Source organism: Streptomyces venezuelae (genome assembly GCF_008642355.1).
Lineage (GTDB): Bacteria > Actinomycetota > Actinomycetes > Streptomycetales > Streptomycetaceae > Streptomyces > Streptomyces venezuelae_B.
This window is the reverse complement of the sequence record NZ_CP029193.1, coordinates 7920567-7943443: the sequence shown is the minus strand read 5'-3', so window position 1 is coordinate 7943443 and position 22877 is coordinate 7920567. Positions and strand designations below refer to the sequence as shown.

Sequence of the window (22877 nt, the reverse complement as noted above, 5' to 3'; positions counted from 1 at the left end):
GCAACCCGCACCGCTCACTCCGTGGCTTCCGCCTCCACCGGCTTGGGGATGAGGAAGGACGTCGCGAAGGCCGCCGCGATGAGGGCGACACCGGCGATCATCCCGGCCGTGTAGCCGGCGGGTGACGTCTTGTCGGCCGGTTCCGCGGCGGTCTGCACGGCGTACAGGACGGCGAAGCTGAGCCCCGCGCCGAGGTTGAAGGCGCCCGCGTTCAGGCCGGGCAGGAAGCCCGGGTTCTCCTTCGGCGAGAGCACGATGCCGAGCCCGTTGAGAACGATGTTGCCCACGCCCGCGTAGGTGACGCCGATCAGGATCGACGCGGCGAGCAGCAGCAGGCGTGAGTCGGCGTGCAGCGTGAACAGCATCAGGGCGACCGTCACGGCCGAGCCGATGAGCCCGAGGCGCAGGACGCGTCCGTAGCCGTACGTGGCCGCGAGGCGTCCGGCGAGGGGGCCCATGGCGAGGCCCGCGAGGGCGTACGGCGTCAGGGTCCACCAGGCGGACTGCTCGGCGCTCATGCCGAATCCGGCCTGCGCATCCTGCGCGAAGGCGGGGATCATGCCGTTCATCACGGCGAACACGCCGGTCATGGTGAGGACCGTGGTGAGCAGCAGGGCCCAGGTGGAGCGCTGCCGCAGGTGGCGGGTGGCGACCAGCGGGTGGCTGCTGCGGTCCTCGACGCGCCAGAACAGGGCGAAGGCGAGGGCGGCGACGACGAGGAGGCCCACGACGAGCGGCCAGTTCGCATTGCCGAGCTTGCCCGCCTCGTTGAGGGCGATCAGGGCCGCGCCGACCGAGATGACCAGGAGGGTGACTCCGGGCCAGTCCATGCGGGTGTCCGTGCTGTCGGCGGAAGCGGCGGCCTTCGACTCGGGGGTGAGGGTGGCGACGAGGAGCGTGGCGATCGCGGCGACACCGGCCATGGCCCAGAAGACGGACTGGAAGCCGTGGTGGTCGGCGAGGTAGCCGCCGGCCAGCGAGTCGACGCCCGCGATGCCGCCGTTGACGGCGGTGATGACGCCGAGGAGCGTGCCGTACTTCTTCGGCTCGTGGACCTCGTTGCGCAGCATGATCAGGCAGAGCGGCACGGTCGGTCCCGAGACGCCCTGGATGACGCGGCCCGCGAAGAGCATCGGCACGCTCTGGGCGAGGGCCGCGACGACGCAGCCCACGACCATGAGCGCGAGCATGCCCGCGAGGACCTTGCGCCGTCCGACGAGGTCGCCGAGGCGGGGCAGGAAGAGCGAGAAGAGAGCGGCCGAGGTGAAAAACGCGGTCTGGGTGAGGCCCACCTCGGCGGAGGTCGCGCCGAGGGAGTCCTCGATGTTCTTCAGGGCGGGGCTGAGCATGCTCGCGTTGAGCTGGAAGGCGAAGCAGGCCGCGAGGAGCGCGGTGACCAGGACTCCGATGCGCACCGGGCGGGAGCCGCGGGCGCCGCCCGGAGCGGCGGCGGGTTCGGTGAGGGCGTTCATGCGCTGACGTCACCGATCCGCTCGAGGGCGTCCACGATCAGGTCCCAGAAGCGTGTGTGGTCCAGGTCGACGGCGACCTGGGTGGTGCAGTCGTCCGGGGCGGGGGCGCGGAAGTCCGTCACGGTCATGCCGAGGGTGAGGGTTCCGGTGAGCTCGATGTCGACGGGAGCCTTGCGGACGGTCATGACGCTCGGGTCGATGACGTAGGCGACGGCGCACGGGTCGTGGACGGGCGGGGCGTCGAAGCCCTGGGCCTCCAGGTACATGGCGCCGAAGAAGTCGAGGAGTTCGTTGACGAAGAGGGCGGGCCCGGTGCCGACCTTGCCGATGCGCTCGATGACCTCGGGGGTGGCCAGGGCCTGGTGGGTCAGGTCGAGGCCGACCATGGTGACGGGCCAGCTCTCGTTGAAGACGATGTGCGCGGCCTCGGGGTCGATCTTGATGTTGAACTCGGCGACGGGGCTCCAGTTGCCCGTGTGGTAGCCGCCGCCCATGAGGACGACTTCGCGGACGCGCTCGACGATGCGGGGTTCCTTGCGGGCGGCCAGGGCGATGTTGGTGAGGCCGGCGGTGGGGACGATGGTGATCTCGCCGGGCTCGTGGGCCATGACCGTGTCGATGATGAGGTCGACGGCGTGGCGCTCGTCCAGGGCCAGGGTGGGCTCGGGCATGACCGGCCCGTCGATGCCGCTCTCGCCGTGGATGTCGGGGGCGTTCTCGACGTCGCGGACGAGGGGGCGGGGGCAGCCCGCGGCGAAGGGGACGCCGGTGATGTTCGCGATGCGGGCCACCGACAGGGCGTTGCGGGTGACCTTCTCCAGGGTCTGGTTGCCCACCACGGTGGTGACGGCTACCAGGTCGACATCCGGGTTTCCGTGCGCCAGGAGCATGGCGATCGCGTCGTCATGTCCGGGGTCGCAGTCCAGGATGATCTTTCGGGGCATCGCGGAACCTCTTTGTTCGGCTGAGCGGGCGCTGCGCGTGTGGTGCGTGTGCGGCGACGCTAGGGAAAACGTTCTCCCAAGACTGTGTGCACCGGCGCGAATTATGTCAATGGTCAACGACACACCCTGGCAAACTCGCCCGGAACGGACATGGGTCCGGAGCGCGTCGGCGCTCACAGAATTGGTCCAACAGGGAGAATACGCCCGGAAAATCAGCCCTGGTGACGCCGTTGGCCCGCTGATAACGTTTGCCGAAACGCATCGAAGGGTGGGCGCGGCGTGGCCGACGTAACGCTGAGAGACGTGGCCCGGGTCTCCGGCTGCTCCGTCGCCACGGTCTCCCGGGTCCTCGCGGGCACGCGCCCCGTCGGCGCGGAGACCGCGCGCCGGGTCCGGGAGGCCGCCGAGACGCTCGGCTACCGGCCGAACCACGCGGCACGCGCCCTGCGCAGCCGCTCCACCGGCACGGTCGGGCTCGTCCTGCCGCAGATCACGAACCCGTTCTACCCGGCGCTGGTGCGGGAGTTGACGCACGCCCTGCACGCCGGTGGCCGTGCCGTACTCCTCGCCGACTGCGACGACGACCCGGTGGCGGAGGCGGAGTACATCGCGGATCTGCTCGGGCGGCAGGTCGACGCGCTCCTGGTGATCCCGGCGCACGAGGAGCGCAGCAGGGACGCGGTGACCGCGGCGGCGGCCCGGGTGCCGCTCGTCCTGATGGACCGGGGCTGCGGGCCCGCCGTCGCCGACTCCGTGGCGGTGGACAACACGGCGGGCATGGCGCTCGTCCTCGACCATCTGGCCGCCGCGGGCCGCCGCCGCGTCTGCTTCCTCGGCGCGACCGGCACGGCCTCGGCCGCCGCGGAGCGCCGGGCCGCCTACGCGGCGGGTGCGGCGGCGCTCGATCCCGGGGCGCCGGACCAGGTGGCTCTCGGCGACTTCTCCGTGGAGTGGGGCAGGGCCGCGGTCGACGAGGTGTGGGCCGCCCGGCCCGACGCCCTGGTCTGCGCGAACGACCTGATCGCCATCGGCGCGCTGCAGCGCCTGCAGCAGCTGGGCGTCGACGTGCCCGGCGAGGTCGCCGTCACGGGTTTCGACGACATCCCGATGGCCGCGCTCTCGGCGCCGGGCATCACAACGGTCCGCCAGCCGGTGACCGAGCTGGCGGCGGAGGCGGCACGCCTCCTCGGCCGCCGTCTCGCGGGGGGCGAGGAGGGCAGCCCTCGCCAGGCGATACGGCTCACGCCCGAGCTGGTGGTGCGGGAGTCGAGCGTGGCGCGGCCGGCGGGCACGGCGGGCGGCACGGTTCCGGCGCCCGGGGGCGCCGCTTCTCTCCTCGCCGATTAGGTCCCGTACGCGTGCGAACTGCTCCCGCCGACCCACGGGGCTGCCCGGACCCGAGGGCTTCCACCGGGAAGACCTCGGCCTCCCCCCGCCAGCCCCACGCCCCTCAGTTCAGGGATCCCGGCACCGTCCACGCGTGCACCGGGACGTCCTCCGAGGCCAGTTCCAGGGAGCGGCGGAAGATGTCGCGGTCGTGGGCGCCCGCTCGGCGGGCGCATCGGTGCCAGTGCGCGGGGGAACGGCCGGAGGCGACACGGGCCTCGATGACGCCCAGCCACCGCTGGATCTCCGCGTCCGCCACGTCGGCCCCGGCCAGACCGCGGGCCGCGCGCGTCAGAAGGGAGCGGACCAGTTCGTGCGCGTTCCGCCGCACCGGTGCTCCGTCGGCCCGCGGCCACCACAGGGTGGCGTTCAGTCCCTGGCGGGCGGCGGCGTAGAAGTTGGCACGTGCGTGCGTGAAGGGCAGGTCGGGGACCACCGGCTCGTGGTCGGCCGCGTGGTCGAGGACGAGTCCGGTCAGCAGGGCGGTGTTGGCGGCCATGTCGGCGGGGGTGGGACCGGAGGGCAGCGCGCGCATCTCGATGCGTAGATGCCCGTCGCCGGCGGGGTCGTACACGGGACGGTTCCACCACCAGACGGTGCCCATGTGCAGCCGCAGCTCCTCCAGCTCCGCGGGCCCGCCGTCGTGCGTGGCTTCCGTCGGCGGTGTGTCGGCGCAGATCGGCGCGAGCGGGCGGTGCCTGCACGCCGCCTCCATGAGCTCGCCGACGCCCTCGCGCACCCATCCCTCGCCGAAGCCCGTCCGTTCGTACGAGTCGGACGAGGACGAGCGCCGCGTACCGAACGTCTGTTCGTACCACGGTATGCGGGTCTCGTCCCACAGCAGGCGGCCGAAGAGGACGGGCGAGTTCGCGCAGACCGCGAGCACCGGGGCGATGACGAGTTGCGCGGCGTTGTAGAAACGGGCGAAATCCGCCACCGGGGCCGTCAGGTGGACCTGCCAGGAGCTGACCGCGCCCTGCGCGCACACGGTGTCGGAGCGCATGCGGCAGCTCTGCTCCCCGTGGACGCTCAGGTCGCGCGGGGCGCGGCCGAGGGCCTCGTCGAGGATGCCGTAGCGGCGCTTCGGGGAAACGTTGTGGCGGGTGAGGTCACCGGGGCGCAGGGTGGGCAGGATGCCGGAGCAGTACGGGACCGCGCCCAGCGGCAGGGCGGCCTTCGCGACCGCCTGGAGCAGGTCGCGTGCCTCCTGGTGCAGGGCGGTGAAGGGCGCGCCGCGCAGGGGGACGGGACTGAGGTTCGCCTCCAGGTTGTACCGGTTGACCTCAAGGACGATTCGCGGGTCGGCCGCGGCGAGGCGGACCTCCTCGTTGCGTGCGACGGGAAGGCCGTCGTCCGGGTCGGCGAGGAACATCTCCAGTTCGGCGCCGAGCATGGGTTGCGGAAGGCCGAAGGAGGAGCGGGCCACCGTCTCGTCGAGGACGGCGAGGGACTGTTCCAGCCTTGCGCGGAAGAGCTGGTGGTCCTGATCCGTGAACACGGTCTGCCGCAGTTCGCGACCCATGGCCTGCTCCTAGTCCGACGCACCGACACGACAGCTCCCGTCCCGCGACGGGAGACAACCCACCGTTTGGAGTCGTTTCACAGCAGTATGTGGCGATTACCCGTCCTCGGCGCCCCGAGAACGGTGAGGCGGGGCCCGGCGCCGCAGAAGACAGGCGCCGGGGGCCCGGATGTGGGGCGGCGCGAGCGCGCGACTCCACGTCCGGGCCCGGAGGCTCAGCGGCCGACCCTCCATGTGAGTGAGTCCGTCAGCAGGGATCGCAGCTCCGGGGCGCGGACCGCGTCCGTCGGGTCCGTGGCGCGGACCGTCAGCTCGTGCGTGCGGCCGTCGGCCGGGACGCCGAGGGAGCGGGGCGAGACCACCAGGTCGCCGCGGGCACGGCGGACCTCGCGGCCGTCGACGCTCCAGCGCAGCCGGATGCCGTGCGCGGCGCGCACGCGGACCTTGCCGTCACGGCGTACCGCCTGGTCCGTGGGCGTCACCGCGGTGACGACCGACGCGTGCCGGTGGAAGCCCGCGATCATGGCTTCGCGGCCGGGCAGGTTGAACTCGCGGCCGAGGGTCCGCATGATCGAGTCCTTGGTGGGGCGGTGGAGACCGCGCGGGTGGTAGCCGCCGCCCTCGTACGCGCCCACCGTGCCGCCGTCCGGCGAGGTCCGGCCGATCCACCGGTACCACTTCTTCTTCTGGGCGGTGAGCTGCGCGGCCGTCAGCTTGCTGATGTTGCTCTCCCAGGGCTCGGCACCGGTGTACGTGCCGTACTCCTCGTACCAGTACTCGTCCGCCAGCTTGCCGAGGGAGTGGCCGGTCTCGTGGACGACGACCTGGTCGGACTGGGCGTTGTCCGAGGAGGCGGTGGCGATGCCGTCGTAGCCGTACGGCGAGGTGATGTCGTTGTAGCCCGCGCCGCCGTACTTGGTGGAGTTGGCGAGGACGATGACGAGGTCGGGGTCCGTGGCCTTCTTCGCGTACGACTCGACTTTGTTCGTGTCCACGCACAGCAGGCGCTCGATGCCGTCGCAGAAGAAGGCCGAGCCGAGCGCGGTGTCCTTCACGGTGCCGTTCGTCGGGTCGTTGGAGACGCCGGACTGCCGGGAGACCGCGTCGACCGCCCAGACGTTGAACAGGCTCTTGTACGACGCGTAGGGCTCGACGGCCGAGACCTTCGCCCACTTCGCGCGCACGTCGGCGTGGAAGTCCTCCTGCTGGGAGGCGGTGTAGCCGTCGCCGATGAAGACGACGTCGAGCTTGGTGGCGGTCGGTCCCGCCTGCACGATCGGGACGACGTCGCCGTCGCCCTTGATCTTCTTGCGCTCGGCCGACGAGAGCGCCGGGGAGGCGGGGACGTCGGTGTGGCGCGGGTGTGCGTCGGGGCCCGTGAAGTACTCGACGCGCTGGGGCTGTGCGGTGGCGGTCGGCTCCGGGGCCGGGTCGGCGGCTGCCGCCGTGCCCACGGGCCCGGTGGCCGCGGCGACCGCGGCGAGGGCGATGCCCGTGGCGAGCGCCATCCGCAGGGGCGCGCGTCTGGTGCGCATGGATATTCGATGCGTGGGGGGCATGGGCGTCCTTCCGAAGTCCGCGATATAAATGGCGGGTTAAACAGAGTTAAGGCGCGGCTCAACGTAGAGGCTCGCGGGAGTCGAGGCAATGGGTGCGCTTCAATTTGCTGCTGGGGCGGGTGAGTTCACGCCGCCGGGCCGAGCGCCGCACCCAGCGCCTGAATGAGCGGTTCCGCCCGGTGGCGCGTACGAAGAGTCAGGACTCCCGAGAGAGGACGCAGTGACGCAGAAGAGTTCCGAGGACCTGCCACCCGACGACCCGGCCGAGATCGGGCGGCGCGTCCTGCGCCTGCGCGGCGAACGAGGCCTCACCCAGCGGCAGTTGGCCGAGCCCGCCTACACCGCCGCGTACGTCTCCACACTGGAGTCCGGCAGGGTGCGACCCTCGGAGGCCGCGCTGCGCCACCTCGCCGAACGCCTCGGCGTCAGCTACGAAGAGCTGGCCACCGGCCGGCCCCCGCACCTCGCCGCCGAGTTGCGCCTGCGCCTCACCGACGCCCGCCGCGCCCTGGCCACCGGCGCACCCGAAGACGCGGCCGACCTCTTCCGCACCGTCCACGAGGAAGCCGTCACGCACACCCTCGACGAGGAACAGGCCGACGCGCTCCTCGGACTCGGCGACTGCCTCCTTGAGTCCGGTGACCTCACGGGCGCCCGCGAGCAGTTCGCCGCCGCCGAACGACTGCTCGCCGACCGGCCGCTGCCCCGCCACGTACCCGCCGTACGGGGACGCGCCACCGCCCACCTGCTCAGCGGTGAACTGCGGTACGCCTGCTACCTCCTGGAAAGCACGCTCGACGAACTCGACACGGCCGGGCTCCACGACCCCGAGGCCCTGCTGCTCCTCTACACGGCTTCCATCGCGCCCTACATGGACATGGGCGCGCACGCGCGGGCCGCCCACGCCGCCGAGCTGGCACTCGCGCTCGCCCCGCGCGTCGACGACCCCGCGCTCGTGGCGGGGATGCACCGCGGGGTGGCCCGCACGCTCATCGCGGAGGGGCGCATCGCCGAGGCCGACGCGTCGCTCGCCAAGGCCCAGGAGCTGTACCGCCAGCTGCAGATCCGCACCGAACTCGCCCACTGCCACTGGATGCGCGGCTACGTCCACGCCCAGGACGGCGACCTGGAACACGCCGAGAACGAGCTGCGCACGGCCCGCGACATCCTCGCCTCCAAGCGCGCCGCGCTCTTCACCGAGCAGGTCGAGGTCGAACTCGCGGACGTGCTGCGGCGGCGCGGCAGGACCGACGAGGCCGAGGCGCTGCTGCGGCCCCTGCTCAGCGCGGGCGACGGGGACGACGGGGGCGCCGGGCCCCTGGGAACCGGACGCGGCGCGGTCCACGCGGGCGGCGCGCACCGGCTGCTCGGCCTCATCGCCGAGGAGCGGGGCGACGCCGAGCGTGCCGAGGAGCACTACTGCGCCGCGCTGTCACTGCTCGAACGCTCCAGCGCGGTGGGCGACCTGGCCGACCTCTGCCGCCTCCTCGGTGATCTGCTGCGGCGCACGGGGCGCGTGGAGGCGGCGATGGACGCGTACCGCACGGGCCTCGGCCACCGGGCCGCGCCCGGCACGACCACGCTGGGCCCCGCACCCGCCACTCCCCCGATGTGACCTCTGCATCGAAAGATGTACGGCGATCTCCTCCACCGTCAGGACTCCCGTGATCGTTCTGGCGCCCACGATGGTGAGTACCCCTCGCCGCACGCGGTGACGAGCGGCGGCGACCGGCATCGAGGAGTGACAGTGGTTCTGGGACGGGCACTCGGCGGCGGCGTCATCATGGGCGTGGCACTCGGCGCGGGCACGGCGGTGGGGCCAGTGCTCGCGGACGGTCTCGGCCTCACCGGTTTCGCGGCGCGGCTGCTTCCCGCCGTGCTGGTCAGCGCGGTCGCGATGCCGCTCGTCGTGCTCACGCTGCGCCGCCGCGGCGGCTCCTTGCGGGACATCGGCTTCGGCGGCCCACGCGGGAGTCTGCGGGCCCTGTGCGTCGGCGCCGGGGTCACGGTCGGCGCCGCGGCGCTCGTGCTGGGCGCGGCGACGGCGGCCGGGCTGCTGGGCCGGCCCCACCTGGACGTGCCCGAACTGGCCGGGTTCCTGGTGACGAACGGCGTGGTCGCCCTGCTCCTGGAGGCGCTGCCCGAGGAGACGACGCTGCGCGGACAGACGTGGACCGCGCTGCGCGGCCGGTTCGGCGGCGTCGTCTCCGCGCTCGGCACGACGGCCGTGTTCCTCGTGGTGCCCGGTCTTTCGACCGTGGTGGAGGCCGGGATCGCGCCCCTGGTCGGCGGCGACGCGGGGCCCGTCGGCCTCGCACCGGGCGGACAGGACCCGGTCGACTACCTGATCCTGCTGACCTTCTTCGGCCTGATGCTCGTGACGGCCCGCACCGCGGTGCGGCGCGCCCCGCTGTGGGCCGGCATCGGGGCGCATCTGGCCTTCCTGACCGTCAACCGGGTCGTGTTCGAGGGGGACGAGCGCGACGCGGGCTGGTCCGTGCACGTGTCGTCCCCGGACGTGGAACTCCTCGTGCCGGTGTATCTGCTGGTCGCCATGGCCGGGTTCGCGGTGTGGCGGCGGGTGGAAAGGCGGCGCGGGGGCGTCGGTGCATCCGGACCGGGGGCGGGAGCGCCGTCCACGGCGTCCGCCGACGCGTCGCTCAGTCGTCGAGCAGCCGCCACGCGGTGAGCGCGAGCCTCGCCCGGACCAGCCCGGTGGGCTCGGTCAGGTCGACGGCCATGCTCTTCCCCCAATTGCTCGATTCGCCGGGCGACGCTGCTGTGATGCAGGTGGAGGAGGTCGGCGGCGCGTCGCAGGGAGCCGGTGGTGCAGTAGGCGTCCAGCGTCTCCAGGTCTTCCGGGCTGTCGGCGAGGGCCGCGACGGCGGCGACGTCGGGGTTGTCCCGTACGGCGTCCCGCGGAACCTGCGCGAGCAGGGCTAGCGCCCCCAGTTCGTCATAGGGCACGGCCGGCCGGAGGTGGCGAAGCGCAGGGCCGTGCGCGCCTCCCGCCACGACCGGTCGGGGCTGCCCGCGGCGCCGATGCCCGCGCGTACACCCGCCGGGAACGCGCTCCGGTCGACGGTGGGGGCCAGGGGGACCCCCACCCCGGCGAGCGGCGCAGCCTTCACCGGGCGGGCCGGGCAGATCAGGCGGCCGATCCGGTCGAGCGGAAGCCGCGCGTACGGCGACCACGCGCACCGGCAGGTCGGCGGCGAAGCCCAGGAGCCGCAGGGCGCGCGCTCGTGCGGCCTCCTCGCTGTCGGCACTGATGGCGAGTTCGACCAGGGCGGGGTCGGCCATGGTGGTGCGCGCCGGGCCGTACCGCTCGACGACCGCCGCCGGGCGGCGATGGCGAGCCGGTCCAGGAGCACCGATCGCGCGGCTCGGGGAGGTGGTGCGGCGCGCGCTGGCTGACTGAGGGGGCGGCGCGATCCGGGCGGGGCGGCGCGGATACGCCTCATGGACGCCGCCGGGGGGCGTGCTGCACGATGGGCGGGCAGACCGATGCCTGGAAGGGAGCGGCCTCTTGGCCTCCTCACCGCCCGCGTCCGCGTCATCGTCCGCCCGCCGTGCCGTCCCGTCCGCCGCCGACGTCGTGATCATCGGGGGCGGGGTGATGGGTACGAGCATCGCGTTCCATCTCGCCGAGGAGGGTGTACGGGACATCCTGGTCGTCGAGCGCGGCGAACTCGGCGGCGGGAGTTCGGGGAAGCCGATCGGCGGGGTGCGGGCGCAGTTCTCCGATCCGCTCAACATCGAGCTCGGCCTGCGCAGTCTGCGCGCCTTCCGTGACTTTCCGCACCGGCCCGGCGCGGACATCGGCCTCGACATGGTCGGCTACCTCTTCCTGCTCACCGATCCGGCCCAGGTCACCGGTTTCGAGGCCGGGGTGCGGACCCAGAACGCCCTCGGCGTGCCCAGCCGCCTGATCGGCCCGTCGGAGGCGCGGGCGCTCTGCCCCTACCTGACCACCGACGGCCTGGTGGGGGCCGCGTACTCCCCCGACGACGGACACGCTCGCCCCGCGCCGGTCGTGCGGGGGTACGCGCGTGCCGCGGCGCGGGCCGGCACCGTGTTCGCCACCGGTACCGCGGTCACCGGCATGGACGTGACCGGCGACCGCGTCACGGTCGTCCACACCGACCGCGGGCCGGTCTCCTGCTCGACGGTCGTCTGCGCCGCCGGGGCGTGGTCGCAGCGCATCGGAGCCATGGCGGGCGTGGAGCTGCCGGTCCGGCCGCTCCGCCGCCAACTCGCCTTCACGGCGCCGCTCGTCCCCGCCGCGCCGCGCATCCCGTTCACGATCGACTTCGCGTCGTCGGCGTACTTCCACAACAGCGACGACGGGCTGCTCCTCGGCCTCGCCGACCCCGGCCAGACCGAGGGTTTCGACACCACGTGGACGCCCGGGTGGCTGAAGCTGTTCCGTTCCGTGGCACGGCAACGGGCGCCCGCACTGGCGCAGATGGAGACGGCCGGCGGCTGGGCGGGCCTGTACGAGGTCACGCCCGACCACAACGCGCTGATCGGCCGCTCCGACGCACCCGTCAACTTCCTCTACGCCACGGGCTTCTCCGGTCACGGGTTCCTCCAGGCCCCTGCGGTGGGCGAGATCGTCCGCGACCTGTACCTGGGGCGGCGGCCGTGTGTCGACGTCGAGCCGCTCGGCGCGCACCGGTTCCGCACGGGGTCCCGGAGCCGCCGCCCGGAAGCCCACGTGGTGTGAACCGAAAGGACGACACGTCGATGGTCGAGCAGTGGCGGCTGCGCGCCGGGTTCGCCGAGCGGCTCTCGCGGATGTACGGGCGTGAGGTCCCCGCGTACACGACGCTGGTGGACGTGTCCCGCGAGGTCAACGAGAACGTGCTGCGCCGGCGCGGCACCGACGCCGAGCGCCTCGGCTCCATCGGGCGCGTGACCGCCGAACGGCACGGCGCCATCCGCGTCGGCACCCCGCGCGAACTGCAGCAGGTCGCCCGGGTGTTCGGCGCCCTGGGCATGCACCCGGTCGGTTTCTACGACCTGCGCGAACCCCCGGCGAGTGCCCTGCCCATCGTGTCGACGGCGTTCCGCCCGGTGGACGAGGACGAGCTGGCCCGCAACCCCTTCCGGGTCTTCACGTCCATGCTCACCGTGGCCGACGCCCGCTTCTTCGACGACGGTCTGCGTTCCCGCCTCGACGCCTTCCTCGCGGACCGCGAACTGTTCCCGCCGGAGCTGCTCGCGCTGGCCGACCGGGCGGAGGCGGAGCGGGAACTGTCCGAGGCGGACGCCGAGCGGTTCCTCGAACTCGCCGTATGTGCCTTCGAGTTGTCGGCGGACCCCATCGACGCGGAGTGGTACGCGTCGCTGGAGCGCGTCTCCGCCGTCGCCGCGGACATCGGAGGCGTGCGCAGCACCCACATCAACCATCTCACCCCGCGCGTCCTCGACATCGACGAGCTCTACCGGCGCATGACCGGACGCGGCATCGAGATGATCGACACCATCCAGGGGCCGCCGCTCTGGCCGGGGCCGGACGTGCTGCTCCGCCAGACCTCGTTCCGCGCGCTGGCCGAGCCGCGCGCGATGCGGGGGGCGGACGGCAGCGTGCGGCGCGGCGCGCTGCGGGTGCGGTTCGGCGAGGTCGAGGCGCGGGGCATCGCCCTGACCCGCGAGGGCCGCGTCCTCTACGACCGGCTGCTCGGCCTCGTCGACGAACGGGCCGCGTCCCGCCCGGCCGCCGAGCGGGGCGCGGTGGCCCGCGCCGTGTGGGCCGAGCACCTGCCCGCCACCGAACACGAACTGGCGGCGCGGGACCTCGGGTTCTTCACGTACCACGCCGTCCCCGACCGGCCCGCGGACGGCGGCGGCCCGCCCACCGACCTCGCCGGGCTCCTCGACGGCGGCTGGCTGCGGGCCGAGCCGATCGTGTACGAGGACTTCCTGCCCCGGTCGGCCGCCGGCATCTTCCGGTCCAACCTCGACGACACCGGCCCCGGGGACCGTACGGGGGAAGGTGACGGGGAAGACGGTGCGTACGACGCCGACCGGCTCTCCGCAGCGATGGGCCGCGATGTCCTCGACCCCTTCGCGCTGTACGAGCGGCAGCGGGACCGCTCCCTCGCCCTCCTCCCCCACGCACTGCGTCCCACCCGCGCACCACGTCACCAGGGAGCGTCATGACCGGCATCGCCCTGCCCGCCACCGACGAGCTGCGCGCCCGCGCCCGCTCCGCACTCGACCGCGTCGGCGTCGCCGTCCCGGAAGGCAACGGTCTGCGGGCCCGCACCCCCATCACCGGCGAGGACCTCTTCGGACTTGCCGCGACCGGCACCGCCGGGACCGAAGAGGCGCTCGTGGCGGCCCGTGCCGCCTTCCTCGACTGGCGCACCACCCCCGCCCCGCGCCGCGGCGACCTGGTCCGGCGCCTCGGTGACCTGCTGCGCGACCACAAGGACGACCTGGCGGACCTGATCACCATCGAGGCGGGCAAGATCCGCTCCGAGGCGCTCGGCGAGGTGCAGGAGATGATCGACATCTGCGACTTCGCGGTCGGTCTGTCCCGGCAGCTCTACGGACGCACCATCGCCTCCGAGCGTCCGGGGCACCGCCTGGCGGAGACCTGGCATCCGCTCGGTGTCGTCGGCGTCATCTCCGCGTTCAACTTCCCGGCCGCGGTGTGGTCGTGGAACACGGCCGTCGCCCTGGCCTGCGGCGACACCGTCGTCTGGAAGCCGTCCGAACTCACCCCGCTGATCTCCCTGGCCTGCGACCGGCTCCTTGCCCGGGCGGCCGATGACGTGGGTGTGCCCCGCGACGTGCACCGGCTCCTGCTCGGCGACCGCGCGGTGGGCGAGCAGCTCGTGGACGATCCGCGGGTCGCGCTGGTCAGCGCCACCGGGTCCACCCGAATGGGACGTGAGGTCGGCCCGCGCGTCGCCGCCCGCTTCGGCCGCTCCCTGCTCGAACTCGGCGGCAACAACGCGGCGGTCGTCGCCCCCTCCGCCGACCTGGACCTCGCCGTGCAGGGCATCGTGTTCGCGGCGGTCGGCACCGCCGGGCAGCGCTGCACGACGCTGCGGCGCCTCATCGCGCACCACGACATCGCGGAGACACTCGTCGGGCGCCTCACCGCCGCGTACGGGAAACTCCCCATCGGCGACCCCTTCGACCGGACGACACTGGTCGGCCCGCTGATCTCCGCACGGGCACTCGCGGAGATGCGGGGCGCGCTGGACCGGGTGCGCGGCGAGGGCGGCGAGGTGCTCGCGGGCGGCGCCCGTCGTCCGACGCCGTCCGCGCCGGACGCGGTGTACGTGGATCCCGCGGTGGTGCGCGTCGAGCGGCAGACGGACGTGGTCCGCGGGGAGACGTTCGCGCCGATCCTGTACGTCATGACGTACGACACCTTCGACGAGGCGATCGCCCTCCACAACGACGTGCCCCAGGGGCTCTCGTCGAGCATCTTCACCCGCGACCAGCAGGAGGCGGAGCGTTTCCTGTCCGCCGAGGGCTCCGACTGCGGCATCGCCAACGTGAACATCGGGACGTCCGGGGCGGAGATCGGCGGCGCGTTCGGCGGCGAGAAGGAGACGGGCGGCGGCCGTGAGTCGGGTTCCGACGCGTGGCGTGCGTACATGCGGTCGGCCACGAACACGATCAATTACTCGAGCCGTCTCTCCCTCGCCCAGAACGTCAGCTTCCTCTGACCCGTACCCGATGCCGGTGTGGCCGCCGGTGACCAGGGAGACGCTGGCGACAGCGCGAGAAGCGGCGCACCGGACGACCGACGGCCCTCCGGCACGGTGAACGTTTCCCGTGCCCGCCGCGTCACAGGAGCAGCCGCGTCCGGGCTCCACTCAGGAGGTCACATGCTCGCCCGTCCCCTTCGCCTACCCCTCGCGGTCGCCGTGTCCGGCGCGGTCCTGGTGACCGGTTCCGGGTGCGGCGGGGAAGCTCCTCGCGACAGCTCGGACGATGCCGCCCTCGCGGACCGTGCCCGGCAGGTCGCCAGGGCCTGGGACGGTTCCCCCGCGGCCACCGCCTGGCGCGCGGGCTATCACCCCACCGGGGAGACGGTGCGGCCGCCACGAGGCGGGCTGCGCGGCCGGGCCGACGAGCGGGCCTTCGAGGACGGGCGTTTCGTCCTGCGGGGCAAGTTGCCCGGTCCCGGACCCAGGGACGGCTGGGTGAGATGGCCCGGCGAGCGGGCTCTCGCGCGCCCGCTCGTGGGGGCGGACGAGTCGTACAGGTCCCTCGCCGTCTCCCGCGCCGCAGCCGCAGAAGAGCCGCACCTCACGGTGACCCGTGTGGAGCGGGGCGAGATGCGCGTGGCCACCAGCCGCGGGCCCGCGACGGTCCCGGCCTGGCTGTACACCCTGGACGGTTACGCCTCGCCCCTGAAGCAGGCCGCGGTCCACCCGTCGAAGCCCCCTCGGCCACCGATCGGCCGGGCCCGCGACCTGCCCGGCCTCCCGCTCGAACAACTCGTCGGCACCACCGCTGACGGGCGGGCCGTGACCGTGATCGCCCTTCACAGCGCCTGCGACGACGGAGCAGTGGTGAAGGCGCTGGAAACAGACGGCAGTGTCGTGCTGACGCCCTCCGTCGAGAAGCGGGATCGGGACGACGACGCCCTCTGCACCAGTCAGGCGGAGATGCAGCGGGTGACGGTGGAGCTGGACCGGCCGGTCGGCGAACGCGTCCTGCTGGACACACTCACCGGCCGGCCGGTTCCCTACAAGGACATGCGTGGCAGCAAGGGCGTGCGCGGCACCACGCCGTGACCCTCGCCCGTCACGGCGCCATCTCGTACGTCCCCGCCAGCGCCTCGACACGCTCCCAGACACGCGCCGAACGGGCGTCGACGACGACCGGGCGCCGGACCGCGCCGAGCGCCCACGTCTGCTGGGCCTCGGTGGCGGAGTCCTTGCCGTGCAGTTCGACGGCGTGCGCGGAGAAGTCGCGTACGAGGACGGCGAAGAGCTCGTCGAGCACGTCCTCGTCCAGGCCGGTCAGGCGCGCCTGCTCCAGGATCAGCTGGCCGTGCACGACCAGCGCGAAGAGCTGGCCGACGGCGAGGAGCAGGTCGAGGTCGCGGCTCTGCTTCTCGTCGGGGGCGGCGGTGGTGACGAACTCGCAGAGGGCGTCGGCCTGTTCGCGGAAGCGGGCGACGTTGGGCACCTCGGCGTATGCGTCGAAGGCGGTGCGCCAGTCGTGGAAGCGGATGGCGCCGAGGCCGCGGGCCGGGCCCTGTCGGAAGAGGAAGGCGTCGTCGGCCGCGTCGAGACGGGTCGGTACGGGTGCGTACTCGGCCGGGTTCAGGAGGTGGTTGCCCATGAACTTCAGGATCAGCGCGAGGTTGACGTGGACGGTCCCCTCCAGCTTCGGCAGACCGCGGATCTCGACGGCCGCCTGCGCGAAGTAGTTGTCCTTCTCGAAGCCCTTGGCCGCGATGACGTCCCACATGAGGTCGATGACCTTCTCGCCCTCGGTGGTCACCTTCATCTTCGTCATGGGGTTGAAGAGGAGGTAGCGGCGGTCGTCGGGGCCGGCCGAGCGGAAGTAGTCGACGGCGCGGTCGCTGAAGAGCTTCATCCCGACGAGGCGGACGTAGGCGTCGGTGAGCTCGCGACGCACGTGCGGGAAGGCGGTGACGGGGCGCCCGTAGAGGATGCGGTTGTGGGCGTGGGTGACCGCCTCGTACATCGCGTGCTCGCAGATGCCGATCGAGGCGGTGCACAGGTTGAACTTGCCGACGTTGACGGTGTTGAGGGCGGCGTCGAAGGCGGCGCGGCCGGTGTGCAGCACGTCGTCGGGGCCGACCGGGTAGTTCTCCAGGCGGAACTCGCTCACGTACTTCGACGAGTCGACGACGTTCTTGACCAGGTGGTAGGCGTCGTGGCGGCTGTCGGCGGCGAAGAAGACGTAGCCGTCGGGGCCCTCGATGTCAGTGCGGCGGCCGAAGACGGAGACGAGTCCTGCGGCGTTGCCGTTGCCGATGTAGTACTTGGAGCCGGTGGCCCGGAAGCCGCCGTCGCCGTCCGGCTCGAGGAGCATGTCGGTGGAGTAGATGTCGGCGCCGTGACTCTTCTCGGACAGGCCGAAGGCGAACACCTCGCCTTGCGCGAGGAGTTCGGCCGCGCGCGTGCGGGCGGCCGGGTTCTCGCTCTGCCAGACCGGGCCGAGGCCGAGGATGGTGACCTGCCAGGCGTACCAGTAGTCGAGGCCGTAGAAGCCGAAGATCTCGTTGAGCGCGGCGATGCGGGCGGTGTCCCAGCGCTTGTCGTCCTGCCCCTCGCCCGCGGCGGACGCCGGGGTGAGGAAGGTCGCGAACAGCCCTTCCTTCGCGGAGAACTCCAGGAAGTCGGCGAGCCAGGCGCGGGTGCGGTAGTCCTCGATCAGCTTGCGCTTGCCGCGGGCCTCGAACCAGTCGACGGTCGCGCGCAGCAGCCTGCGGGTCTCGGGGTCGAAGTGGGTCGGGTCGTAGGTGTTCGGGTTGAACAGCAGCGGGTCGGCCATGGCGGTTCGCCTTTCCAGGAGGTAGGGGGGTGCGCTAGCGCTCGGGGTCGAGTCGGTGGAGGGTGGCGAGCACGTCGTCGAGCCAGGCGAGGGTCATCCGCTCGTACGCGATGCCGCCGCGCAGCACGACGTGCTGGAGTTCCTGTCCGGCGTCGAGTTGCGCGCGGGCCTCGGCCCCGGGCGTGTCGCGGGCCGCGGCGTCCGTGCCCGTGCCCGATCCCGTGCCCGATCTCGTGAAGTCGCGCCGCTCCCCCGCGAGGTAGTGCGCGAGGCGGTCGGCGTGGGCCTGGCGGTGCCGCTCCACCTCGTGGATCAGCGCGGCCGGGTCGTCGAAGGCGGCGCCGCGGATCTTCACGGCGAGCTCGTGCCGGACGCTCTCGGGTTCGATCGGCTCGTGCAGCCACTGGGAAAGCACGGCCCGGCCGGCCGGCGCGACGGAGTACTCCTTCTTGTCCGGCCGGTCCTGCTGGACCACCTCGCGGACGTCGATCCAGCCGTCGCCCTCCATGCGTTTGAGGACGCGGTAGATCTGCTGGTGGGTGGCCGCCCAGAAGTAGCCGATGGACCGGTCGAACCGCCGGGCGAGTTCGTATCCGGAGCCCGGCTTCTCCAGCAGGGAGACGAGAATCGCGTGCTCGAGCGCCATGCCCGAATCCTTCTATGCAACTCGTTGCATAGACAAGCGGCACAGGTCAGGTGAGACGCGGCTCACCTGCACGATCACCCGCCCCACCCCTACACGGACTGGCTCCACGCCTCGCGATGAGCCGGGGTCCGCGCAGGCTCAGCCCGTGGCCAGGCGTTGCACCGCCGCCAGTGCGCGGTCCGCGTGGGCGCTCATCCGGAACTCGCTGCGGACCACCTCCACCACCGTGCGGTCCTTGCCGATGACGAACGTGGCCCGCTTCGTGGGCGCGAGCGAGAAGCCGCGGGTCACGCCGAACCGGCCGCGCACCACGCCCTCGGGGTCCGCGAGCAGCGGGAAGCCCAGGGTGTGACGCTCCGTGAACTCCCGTTGCCGGTCGACCTCGTCGCCGCTGATGCCCACGGGCCGCGCGCCGGCGGCGTCGAACTCGGCGGCGAGGTCACGGAAGTGGCAGGCCTCCGCCGTGCACCCGGGGGTGAGGGCCGCCGGGTAGAAGAACAGCACCACCGGGCCGTCCCGGAGGAGTTCGGAGAGGCTGAGCGGCGTGCCGGTCTCGTCCGGCAGCGTGAAGTCCTCGACGGTGTCGCCCACCGCCACGCGCGCCGTCACGCCCGGGTCCTGTGCGACGTGCGGGTGATCGGCGCCACGGTGCCTCCTCGAGTGCGGGAGCGAAACCCTACTCGACCGGCGGCGCACGCCGTTCGGCAGCCCGCCCCACGCCGTTGACCTCCCGAAACGGTGTCGTGCGATGCTGGGGATCACCGACAGGCACCGAGCGAGCGACGGGGAGTACGGGCGACACGATGGCAGTGGTACGACGGACGGCGAAGGGCATCTGGGACCGCTACTCGGCATCCGACCCCGGGCTCCTGCGGCTCATGGCGGGACTGCGCACGGTCGGGGCGATCCTCCTCGCGCTCGCCGTGCTCGCGCCGCTCGGCACGTCGGTGACGCACCTCGTCGCGGGCGCGATGACGGCGATGGTCGCCACGTTCGCGATCCAGGAGAAGGAGGTGCGGGGCCAGGCGATCACCCTGGCGCTCGGGCTGCCGGTCGCGCTCGCGGCCATCTCGCTGGGGGCGCTGCTCAACTCCCGCGTCGTGGCCGGGGACGTGTTCTTCATCGTCCTGATCTTCGGTGCGGTCTACTGCCGCCGGTTCGGCGACCGCGGCACCGCGCTCGGGCTCATCGGCTTCCAGGTCTACTTCGTCTCGCTCTTCGTCAGCGCGTCCACGTCTGCGCTGCCCACGCTCTATCTGACTCTGACCATCGCCTTCGCGAGCAGCGCGGTCGTGCGGTTCGCCGTGGTGCCGGAGACCCCGGAGCGCACCCTGGCGCGGCTGCGCGAGGCGTTCCGGGCACGGCTCGCCCAGCTCATCGCCCACCAGATCGAACTGCTCGACGCGGACACGGACTCCGGCGAGGGCCCGGAGAAGGTCCTGGACGACCTGCGGCGCAGCACCGCACGGCTGCACGAGGCCGCGCTGATGATCCAGGGGCGGCTGGACGAGGGCTCGCGCGACGCGGCGGCGGCGGCGCTGCTGCAGCGCAGGGTGGCCGACGCCGAGATCGCCGCGGAACGCCTCGGCGTCCTGCTCCTCAACGCCCGCAGCGCGGAACGCGTGGAGACGCTCACCCTGCACCTGCCGAGCGCCCCCGTCCCCCTCTCCCGGCGCGGCCGCATCGGTCCCGACGCGGGCACCGCCCTGCGCAGGGACCTGCGCGCCCTGCACCTGCTCGTGGTGCGCCTGGTGCCCGACGACCGCGGCACGGCGCTGCCGTACGTACGCAACCGGCTGCTCGGCTACCGCGAGGAGCAGGGCCTGCCGCAGGGTTCCCCGGCGATCCAGGACTGCTTCCGTGCGATCGGTGAGGCGGCGCGCGCCATCCTGGGGCTGCGGCTCGCGACCGACGGGGCCCAGGACGAGGAGTACGACAGCCCGGAGGTCATGCGGTCGCGTGAGGAGTTCGAGGCCGAGGAGATCTCGATATCCGGTGAGGCCGCGGAGGCGGCGGAGGACCAGACCGGACTGCGGCGGCCGACCACCCGGGCGGCCGTGCAGGTCTCGGTCGGCTCCGCGCTCGCCATCGTGGGCGGCGAGTTCCTGTCCACGCAGCGGTGGTACTGGGCGGTGCTGACCTGCTGGGTCGTCTTCCTCAACACCGCGTCCACGGGCGAGATCATGGTCAAGGGCTACCGTCGCCTGGTCGGCACGGTGCTCGGCGTGGTGGCCGGGGTGGCGCTGGCCGGCGCCGTCGGCAACCACACATGGGCGGCGTTCGCCCTCGTCGTGCTCTGCGTCTTCGGCATGTTCTTCACCGCGCCGCTCTCCTACGCGATGATGTCGTTCTTCGTCACGGCGATGCTCGGCCTGCTCTACACCCTGCTCAACACGTACAGCCTCGACGTCCTGGTGCTGCGGATCGAGGAGACGGCGCTGGGCGCGGCCTGCGGGATCATCGCGGCGGTCCTGGTGCTTCCGGTGCGTACCTCGCACCGCACCGACGAGGAGCTCGGCACGGTTCTCGGGCGGCTGCGGGACGTCGTGTCGGCCGCCGTGTCGCAGCTCAGTGGCGGGCCCGCGGTCGACCTCGTGGACCTGGCACGCGACCTGGACACCGCGCTGGACGATCTGCGCAGCTCCACGAAACCGCTGACGCACCCGATCGCCCCGCTGCGGGCCCGCAGGCAGACGGCCCGCTACATCGTCGCGCTCCTGGAGACCTGCGCCTACCACGCCCGTTCGCTGGCGGCGACGGCCGAGTTGGTGCCCTCCAGCAAGAGCGTCGCGGCCGACGCGCGCCTCGCGCTCGCCGGGCGCCGCATCACGCACAACATCGACCTGATCGCGGCCCAGGTGCGCGACGAGGAGCCCGACGGCGTCATCGAGTCCGGGTCGAGCATCGCCTCGATGCTCGACAGCGGCCGCCACGAGGTGCTGCGGACCGGTTCGGTGGCGTTCCGCGTGCTGCGGCACCTGCAACGGCTCGACGAGGGCATCGTCGGTCTGGCCCGCCCGTTGGGGGTTCCGCTCGCGGCGCCCGAGTCAGCCTCCGAACCCGAGCGTCGTCTCCCGTGACGCGTTGCCGTGCGCGTCGACCGCCCTCACCCGCGCCACGTACCGTGTGCCCTTCTCCGTGGCGGGCAGCGGGATGTCCAGGGAGTTGGGGCGGGGCATGAAGTAGTACTCGGAGAGGACCTTCGACGAGAGCAGCTTCGTACCGGTCGCCGGGTTCTCGATGTCGACGCGGTAGTGGTGCACCATCTGATCGTCGCGCGCCTGCCGGACGCGCAGGGTCCGGCCGCCGTCGGCGAGGGCGAGCGGGCGGCGGTCCGTGAACTTCGGTGCGGTCGTGTTGCGGCGGGCGTCGGTGTAGGTGAAGGCGTCCTTGGTCTCCTGCGGGCTTCTGCCCTTGAGACGTACGGTCCAGGCCGGTCCTGCGAGGGTGCCGGCGCTGGCGTACGGGGGCTGCCAGTCGGCCGACCATTTGCCGCCGGTGTAGATGTCGTGCTTGTCGGCGGCCATGTTGACGCGTGCGATCTCCGTGCGGTCGCGGTACACCTCGACGAACAGGGCCTGCGCGGTCGGCGCCTCGAAGCGGTCCGCGAGGCCCGTCTCCGTGATCGCCTGGTAGCCGTGGTCCATCTCCACGTACGACATCGAACCGTCGTTGACGGCGGTGAAGTCGCGCTGGTGGACGGAGCGTTCGTCGTTGATGTTCAGGTGCGAGTGGCCGGAGAAGTAGATCACCTGCGGGTGGGCGGCGAGATCTTCGGCGAGCCGCGGGTTCGAGGCCTGCTGACCGTCCATCGCGGTGCCGGGAGCGGGCCGGTGACCCTGCACGAGGACGGGGGTGCGGGCGTTCGCCGGGTCCGCGGAGATCTCGGCGAGCCGCTTCTTGAGCCAGGCGCGCTGCGCGCGGTCCGAGTCGTACGTCTCCGTGTTCACGGTGAGCACGTGCAGGCCGCGCACGGTCGACTCGTAGTAGCCGCCGCCCGCGTCGGGGAACCAGGCGCGCGGGTAGTGGGCGCGCATGTCGGCGAGGCTCGCGTCGTGGTTGCCGTGGGAGAGCAGCACCTGCGTGTCGTCCATGCCCTTCCGCTCCAGGTTGGCGCGGAAGATCTCGGAGACGATGCGGTGGTCGCCGCCGCGGCCGTCTCCGTTGTCGTTGATCATGTCGCCGTTGGAGAGGATCGCGTCCGGCTCCGGGAAGACCGACCCGATGGTGTCGAAGAAGCTCTCGTACTTCTTGTCGTTCTTCTCGTGGCCCCCGATGTGCACGTCGGACATGACGACGAGCCGCGCGACGGGCTTCTCCTTCCCCCGGACGAGATAGCCGGCCGACACCGGGACACTCGACCGGCCCCCGCGGAACGCGACGGCGGTGACGTTGGTGTCCTTCGTCAGGCGCAACGCCTGCCCCGGCACGACGGCGCGGTCCGCGCGGGTGGGCGTCGTGCCGTCCAGGGTGTACCGGATCGTGGTGCCGCGTTCGGCCCGCAGCGTCAGGGAGACGGGCCGCTCGTATCGTCCGCCCGGTGTGCCGAAGGTGGGCGGGGCGGTCGGGGTGGTCGGGGTGGTCGAAGCGGTCGGGGCGGTCGCGTGGGCGCCGGCCGGGAGCAGCAGCGCCAGGGACGCGGCGGCGATCACGAAGGGGGTACGTCTCACAGGGGCCCGGGTCCTTGCCTATGGCCGGGCCTACGATGCGTGCCGCCCGGCGTGAACCCCCGTGACGCTAGGCCTCGTTGGTGAGGCACTGGGTCCAGACCAGTTACCTTCCGGTGACTTGACCATGAACGGCGTACCCGTCAACGACGCTCCCGGGCACCGCTGCCGTCGG

18 protein-coding genes and 1 pseudogene are annotated in these 22877 nt (G+C 72.5%); 9 read left to right on the top strand and 10 right to left on the bottom strand.

Annotation, left to right across the window (positions count from 1 at the left end; translation table 11 throughout):
• Window positions 1-14: 14 nt before the first annotated feature.
• Window positions 15-1472, bottom strand: a complete 1458-nt coding sequence (locus tag DEJ47_RS35880; protein ID WP_150175281.1) for an MFS transporter — start codon at window positions 1470-1472, stop codon at window positions 15-17.
• The gene (locus tag DEJ47_RS35875; protein ID WP_150175280.1) at window positions 1469-2416 is read right to left on the bottom strand and encodes a nucleoside hydrolase; all 948 of its coding nucleotides are present in this window, start codon (window positions 2414-2416) and stop codon (window positions 1469-1471) included. The genes DEJ47_RS35880 and DEJ47_RS35875 overlap by 4 nt, the downstream gene beginning before the upstream one ends.
• Before the next feature lie 279 nt (window positions 2417-2695).
• Between DEJ47_RS35875 and DEJ47_RS35870 the strand changes: the two genes are divergently transcribed.
• The gene (locus DEJ47_RS35870; protein WP_150175279.1) at window positions 2696-3763 is read left to right on the top strand and encodes a LacI family DNA-binding transcriptional regulator; all 1068 of its coding nucleotides are present in this window, start codon (window positions 2696-2698) and stop codon (window positions 3761-3763) included.
• 103 nt (window positions 3764-3866) lie between these two features.
• On the opposite strand, the gene DEJ47_RS35865 is transcribed toward DEJ47_RS35870, so the two are convergent.
• A complete protein-coding gene (locus DEJ47_RS35865; protein WP_150175278.1) occupies window positions 3867-5324 on the bottom strand; it encodes a glutamate--cysteine ligase in 1458 nt (485 codons plus the stop codon).
• Between the two features lie 215 nt (window positions 5325-5539).
• Window positions 5540-6859: a M64 family metallopeptidase gene (locus tag DEJ47_RS35860; protein WP_150175277.1), complete on the bottom strand. Its 1320-nt coding sequence runs from the start codon at window positions 6857-6859 to the stop codon at window positions 5540-5542.
• Between the two features lie 244 nt (window positions 6860-7103).
• Between DEJ47_RS35860 and DEJ47_RS35855 the strand changes: the two genes are divergently transcribed.
• Together DEJ47_RS35855 and DEJ47_RS35850 are read left to right on the top strand one after the other, a co-directional pair.
• A complete protein-coding gene (locus DEJ47_RS35855) occupies window positions 7104-8498 on the top strand; it encodes a helix-turn-helix domain-containing protein (protein ID WP_223828652.1) in 1395 nt (464 codons plus the stop codon).
• Window positions 8499-8513: 15 nt separating this feature from the next.
• Window positions 8514-9266, top strand: a pseudogene (locus DEJ47_RS35850) (hypothetical protein); the annotation flags it as partial.
• Here DEJ47_RS35850 and DEJ47_RS37750 read toward each other — a convergent pair.
• Window positions 9224-9700 carry a hypothetical protein gene (locus tag DEJ47_RS37750; RefSeq protein WP_398338023.1) on the bottom strand — a complete coding sequence of 159 codons (477 nt, stop codon included), beginning with the start codon at window positions 9698-9700 and terminating at the stop codon, window positions 9224-9226. The pseudogene DEJ47_RS35850 and the gene DEJ47_RS37750 sit on opposite strands and share 43 nt — an antisense overlap.
• On the opposite strand from DEJ47_RS37750, the gene DEJ47_RS37745 reads away from it, so the two are divergent.
• Window positions 9668-9826, top strand: a complete 159-nt coding sequence (locus tag DEJ47_RS37745; protein ID WP_398337984.1) for a hypothetical protein — start codon at window positions 9668-9670, stop codon at window positions 9824-9826. The two genes, DEJ47_RS37750 and DEJ47_RS37745, sit on opposite strands and share 33 nt — an antisense overlap.
• Here the strand turns inward: DEJ47_RS37745 and DEJ47_RS37260 are convergent.
• A complete protein-coding gene (locus DEJ47_RS37260) occupies window positions 9823-10152 on the bottom strand; it encodes a hypothetical protein (RefSeq protein WP_223828651.1) in 330 nt (109 codons plus the stop codon). The two genes, DEJ47_RS37745 and DEJ47_RS37260, sit on opposite strands and share 4 nt — an antisense overlap.
• Window positions 10153-10412: 260 nt before the next feature.
• On the opposite strand from DEJ47_RS37260, the gene DEJ47_RS35840 reads away from it, so the two are divergent.
• From DEJ47_RS35840 to DEJ47_RS35825, 4 genes are all read left to right on the top strand, one after another.
• Window positions 10413-11612 carry an NAD(P)/FAD-dependent oxidoreductase gene (locus DEJ47_RS35840; RefSeq protein ID WP_223828650.1) on the top strand — a complete coding sequence of 400 codons (1200 nt, stop codon included), beginning with the start codon at window positions 10413-10415 and terminating at the stop codon, window positions 11610-11612.
• Between the two features lie 20 nt (window positions 11613-11632).
• Window positions 11633-13051: a 2-oxoadipate dioxygenase/decarboxylase family protein gene (locus tag DEJ47_RS35835; RefSeq protein ID WP_150176110.1), complete on the top strand. Its 1419-nt coding sequence runs from the start codon at window positions 11633-11635 to the stop codon at window positions 13049-13051.
• Entirely contained in the window at window positions 13048-14577 is a 1530-nt protein-coding gene (locus DEJ47_RS35830; RefSeq protein ID WP_150175275.1) for an aldehyde dehydrogenase family protein, read from the top strand. Before DEJ47_RS35835 ends, DEJ47_RS35830 begins: the two co-directional genes overlap by 4 nt.
• Window positions 14578-14739: 162 nt before the next feature.
• Window positions 14740-15654: a hypothetical protein gene (locus tag DEJ47_RS35825; RefSeq protein ID WP_150175274.1), complete on the top strand. Its 915-nt coding sequence runs from the start codon at window positions 14740-14742 to the stop codon at window positions 15652-15654.
• 10 nt (window positions 15655-15664) lie between these two features.
• On the opposite strand, the gene DEJ47_RS35820 is transcribed toward DEJ47_RS35825, so the two are convergent.
• The 3 genes from DEJ47_RS35820 to DEJ47_RS35810 form a co-directional block, all read right to left on the bottom strand.
• Window positions 15665-17389: an acyl-CoA dehydrogenase family protein gene (locus DEJ47_RS35820; protein ID WP_150175273.1), complete on the bottom strand. Its 1725-nt coding sequence runs from the start codon at window positions 17387-17389 to the stop codon at window positions 15665-15667.
• Between the two features lie 34 nt (window positions 17390-17423).
• A complete protein-coding gene (locus DEJ47_RS35815; protein ID WP_150175272.1) occupies window positions 17424-18035 on the bottom strand; it encodes a PadR family transcriptional regulator in 612 nt (203 codons plus the stop codon).
• A gap of 138 nt (window positions 18036-18173) precedes the next feature.
• Window positions 18174-18644 (bottom strand): peroxiredoxin, encoded by a 471-nt coding sequence (locus tag DEJ47_RS35810; RefSeq protein WP_150175271.1) that lies wholly within the window; start codon window positions 18642-18644, stop codon window positions 18174-18176.
• A 194-nt stretch (window positions 18645-18838) separates the two neighbouring features.
• On the opposite strand from DEJ47_RS35810, the gene DEJ47_RS35805 reads away from it, so the two are divergent.
• Window positions 18839-21115 (top strand): FUSC family protein, encoded by a 2277-nt coding sequence (locus DEJ47_RS35805; RefSeq protein WP_223828649.1) that lies wholly within the window; start codon window positions 18839-18841, stop codon window positions 21113-21115.
• On the opposite strand, the gene DEJ47_RS35800 is transcribed toward DEJ47_RS35805, so the two are convergent.
• The gene (locus DEJ47_RS35800) at window positions 21083-22705 is read right to left on the bottom strand and encodes a metallophosphoesterase (RefSeq protein WP_150175270.1); all 1623 of its coding nucleotides are present in this window, start codon (window positions 22703-22705) and stop codon (window positions 21083-21085) included. The two genes, DEJ47_RS35805 and DEJ47_RS35800, sit on opposite strands and share 33 nt — an antisense overlap.
• Window positions 22706-22877 lie beyond the last annotated feature (172 nt).

Bases quoted from the DNA above. Each gene is read 5' to 3' on its own strand.
- DEJ47_RS35860 (WP_150175277.1), bottom strand. From the start codon at position 6,859: ATGCGCACCAGACGCGCGCCCCTGCGGATGGCGCTCGCCACGGGCATC.
- DEJ47_RS35835 (WP_150176110.1), top strand. From the start codon at position 11,633: ATGGTCGAGCAGTGGCGGCTGCGCGCCGGGTTCGCCGAGCGGCTCTCG.
- DEJ47_RS35830 (WP_150175275.1), top strand. From the start codon at position 13,048: ATGACCGGCATCGCCCTGCCCGCCACCGACGAGCTGCGCGCCCGCGCC.
- DEJ47_RS35865 (WP_150175278.1), bottom strand. From the start codon at position 5,324: ATGGGTCGCGAACTGCGGCAGACCGTGTTCACGGATCAGGACCACCAG.
- DEJ47_RS35815 (WP_150175272.1), bottom strand. From the start codon at position 18,035: ATGGCGCTCGAGCACGCGATTCTCGTCTCCCTGCTGGAGAAGCCGGGC.
- DEJ47_RS35875 (WP_150175280.1), bottom strand. From the start codon at position 2,416: ATGCCCCGAAAGATCATCCTGGACTGCGACCCCGGACATGACGACGCG.
- DEJ47_RS35825 (WP_150175274.1), top strand. From the start codon at position 14,740: ATGCTCGCCCGTCCCCTTCGCCTACCCCTCGCGGTCGCCGTGTCCGGC.
- DEJ47_RS35880 (WP_150175281.1), bottom strand. From the start codon at position 1,472: ATGAACGCCCTCACCGAACCCGCCGCCGCTCCGGGCGGCGCCCGCGGC.
- DEJ47_RS35820 (WP_150175273.1), bottom strand. From the start codon at position 17,389: ATGGCCGACCCGCTGCTGTTCAACCCGAACACCTACGACCCGACCCAC.
- DEJ47_RS37745 (WP_398337984.1), top strand. From the start codon at position 9,668: ATGCAGGTGGAGGAGGTCGGCGGCGCGTCGCAGGGAGCCGGTGGTGCA.
- DEJ47_RS35805 (WP_223828649.1), top strand. From the start codon at position 18,839: ATGGCAGTGGTACGACGGACGGCGAAGGGCATCTGGGACCGCTACTCG.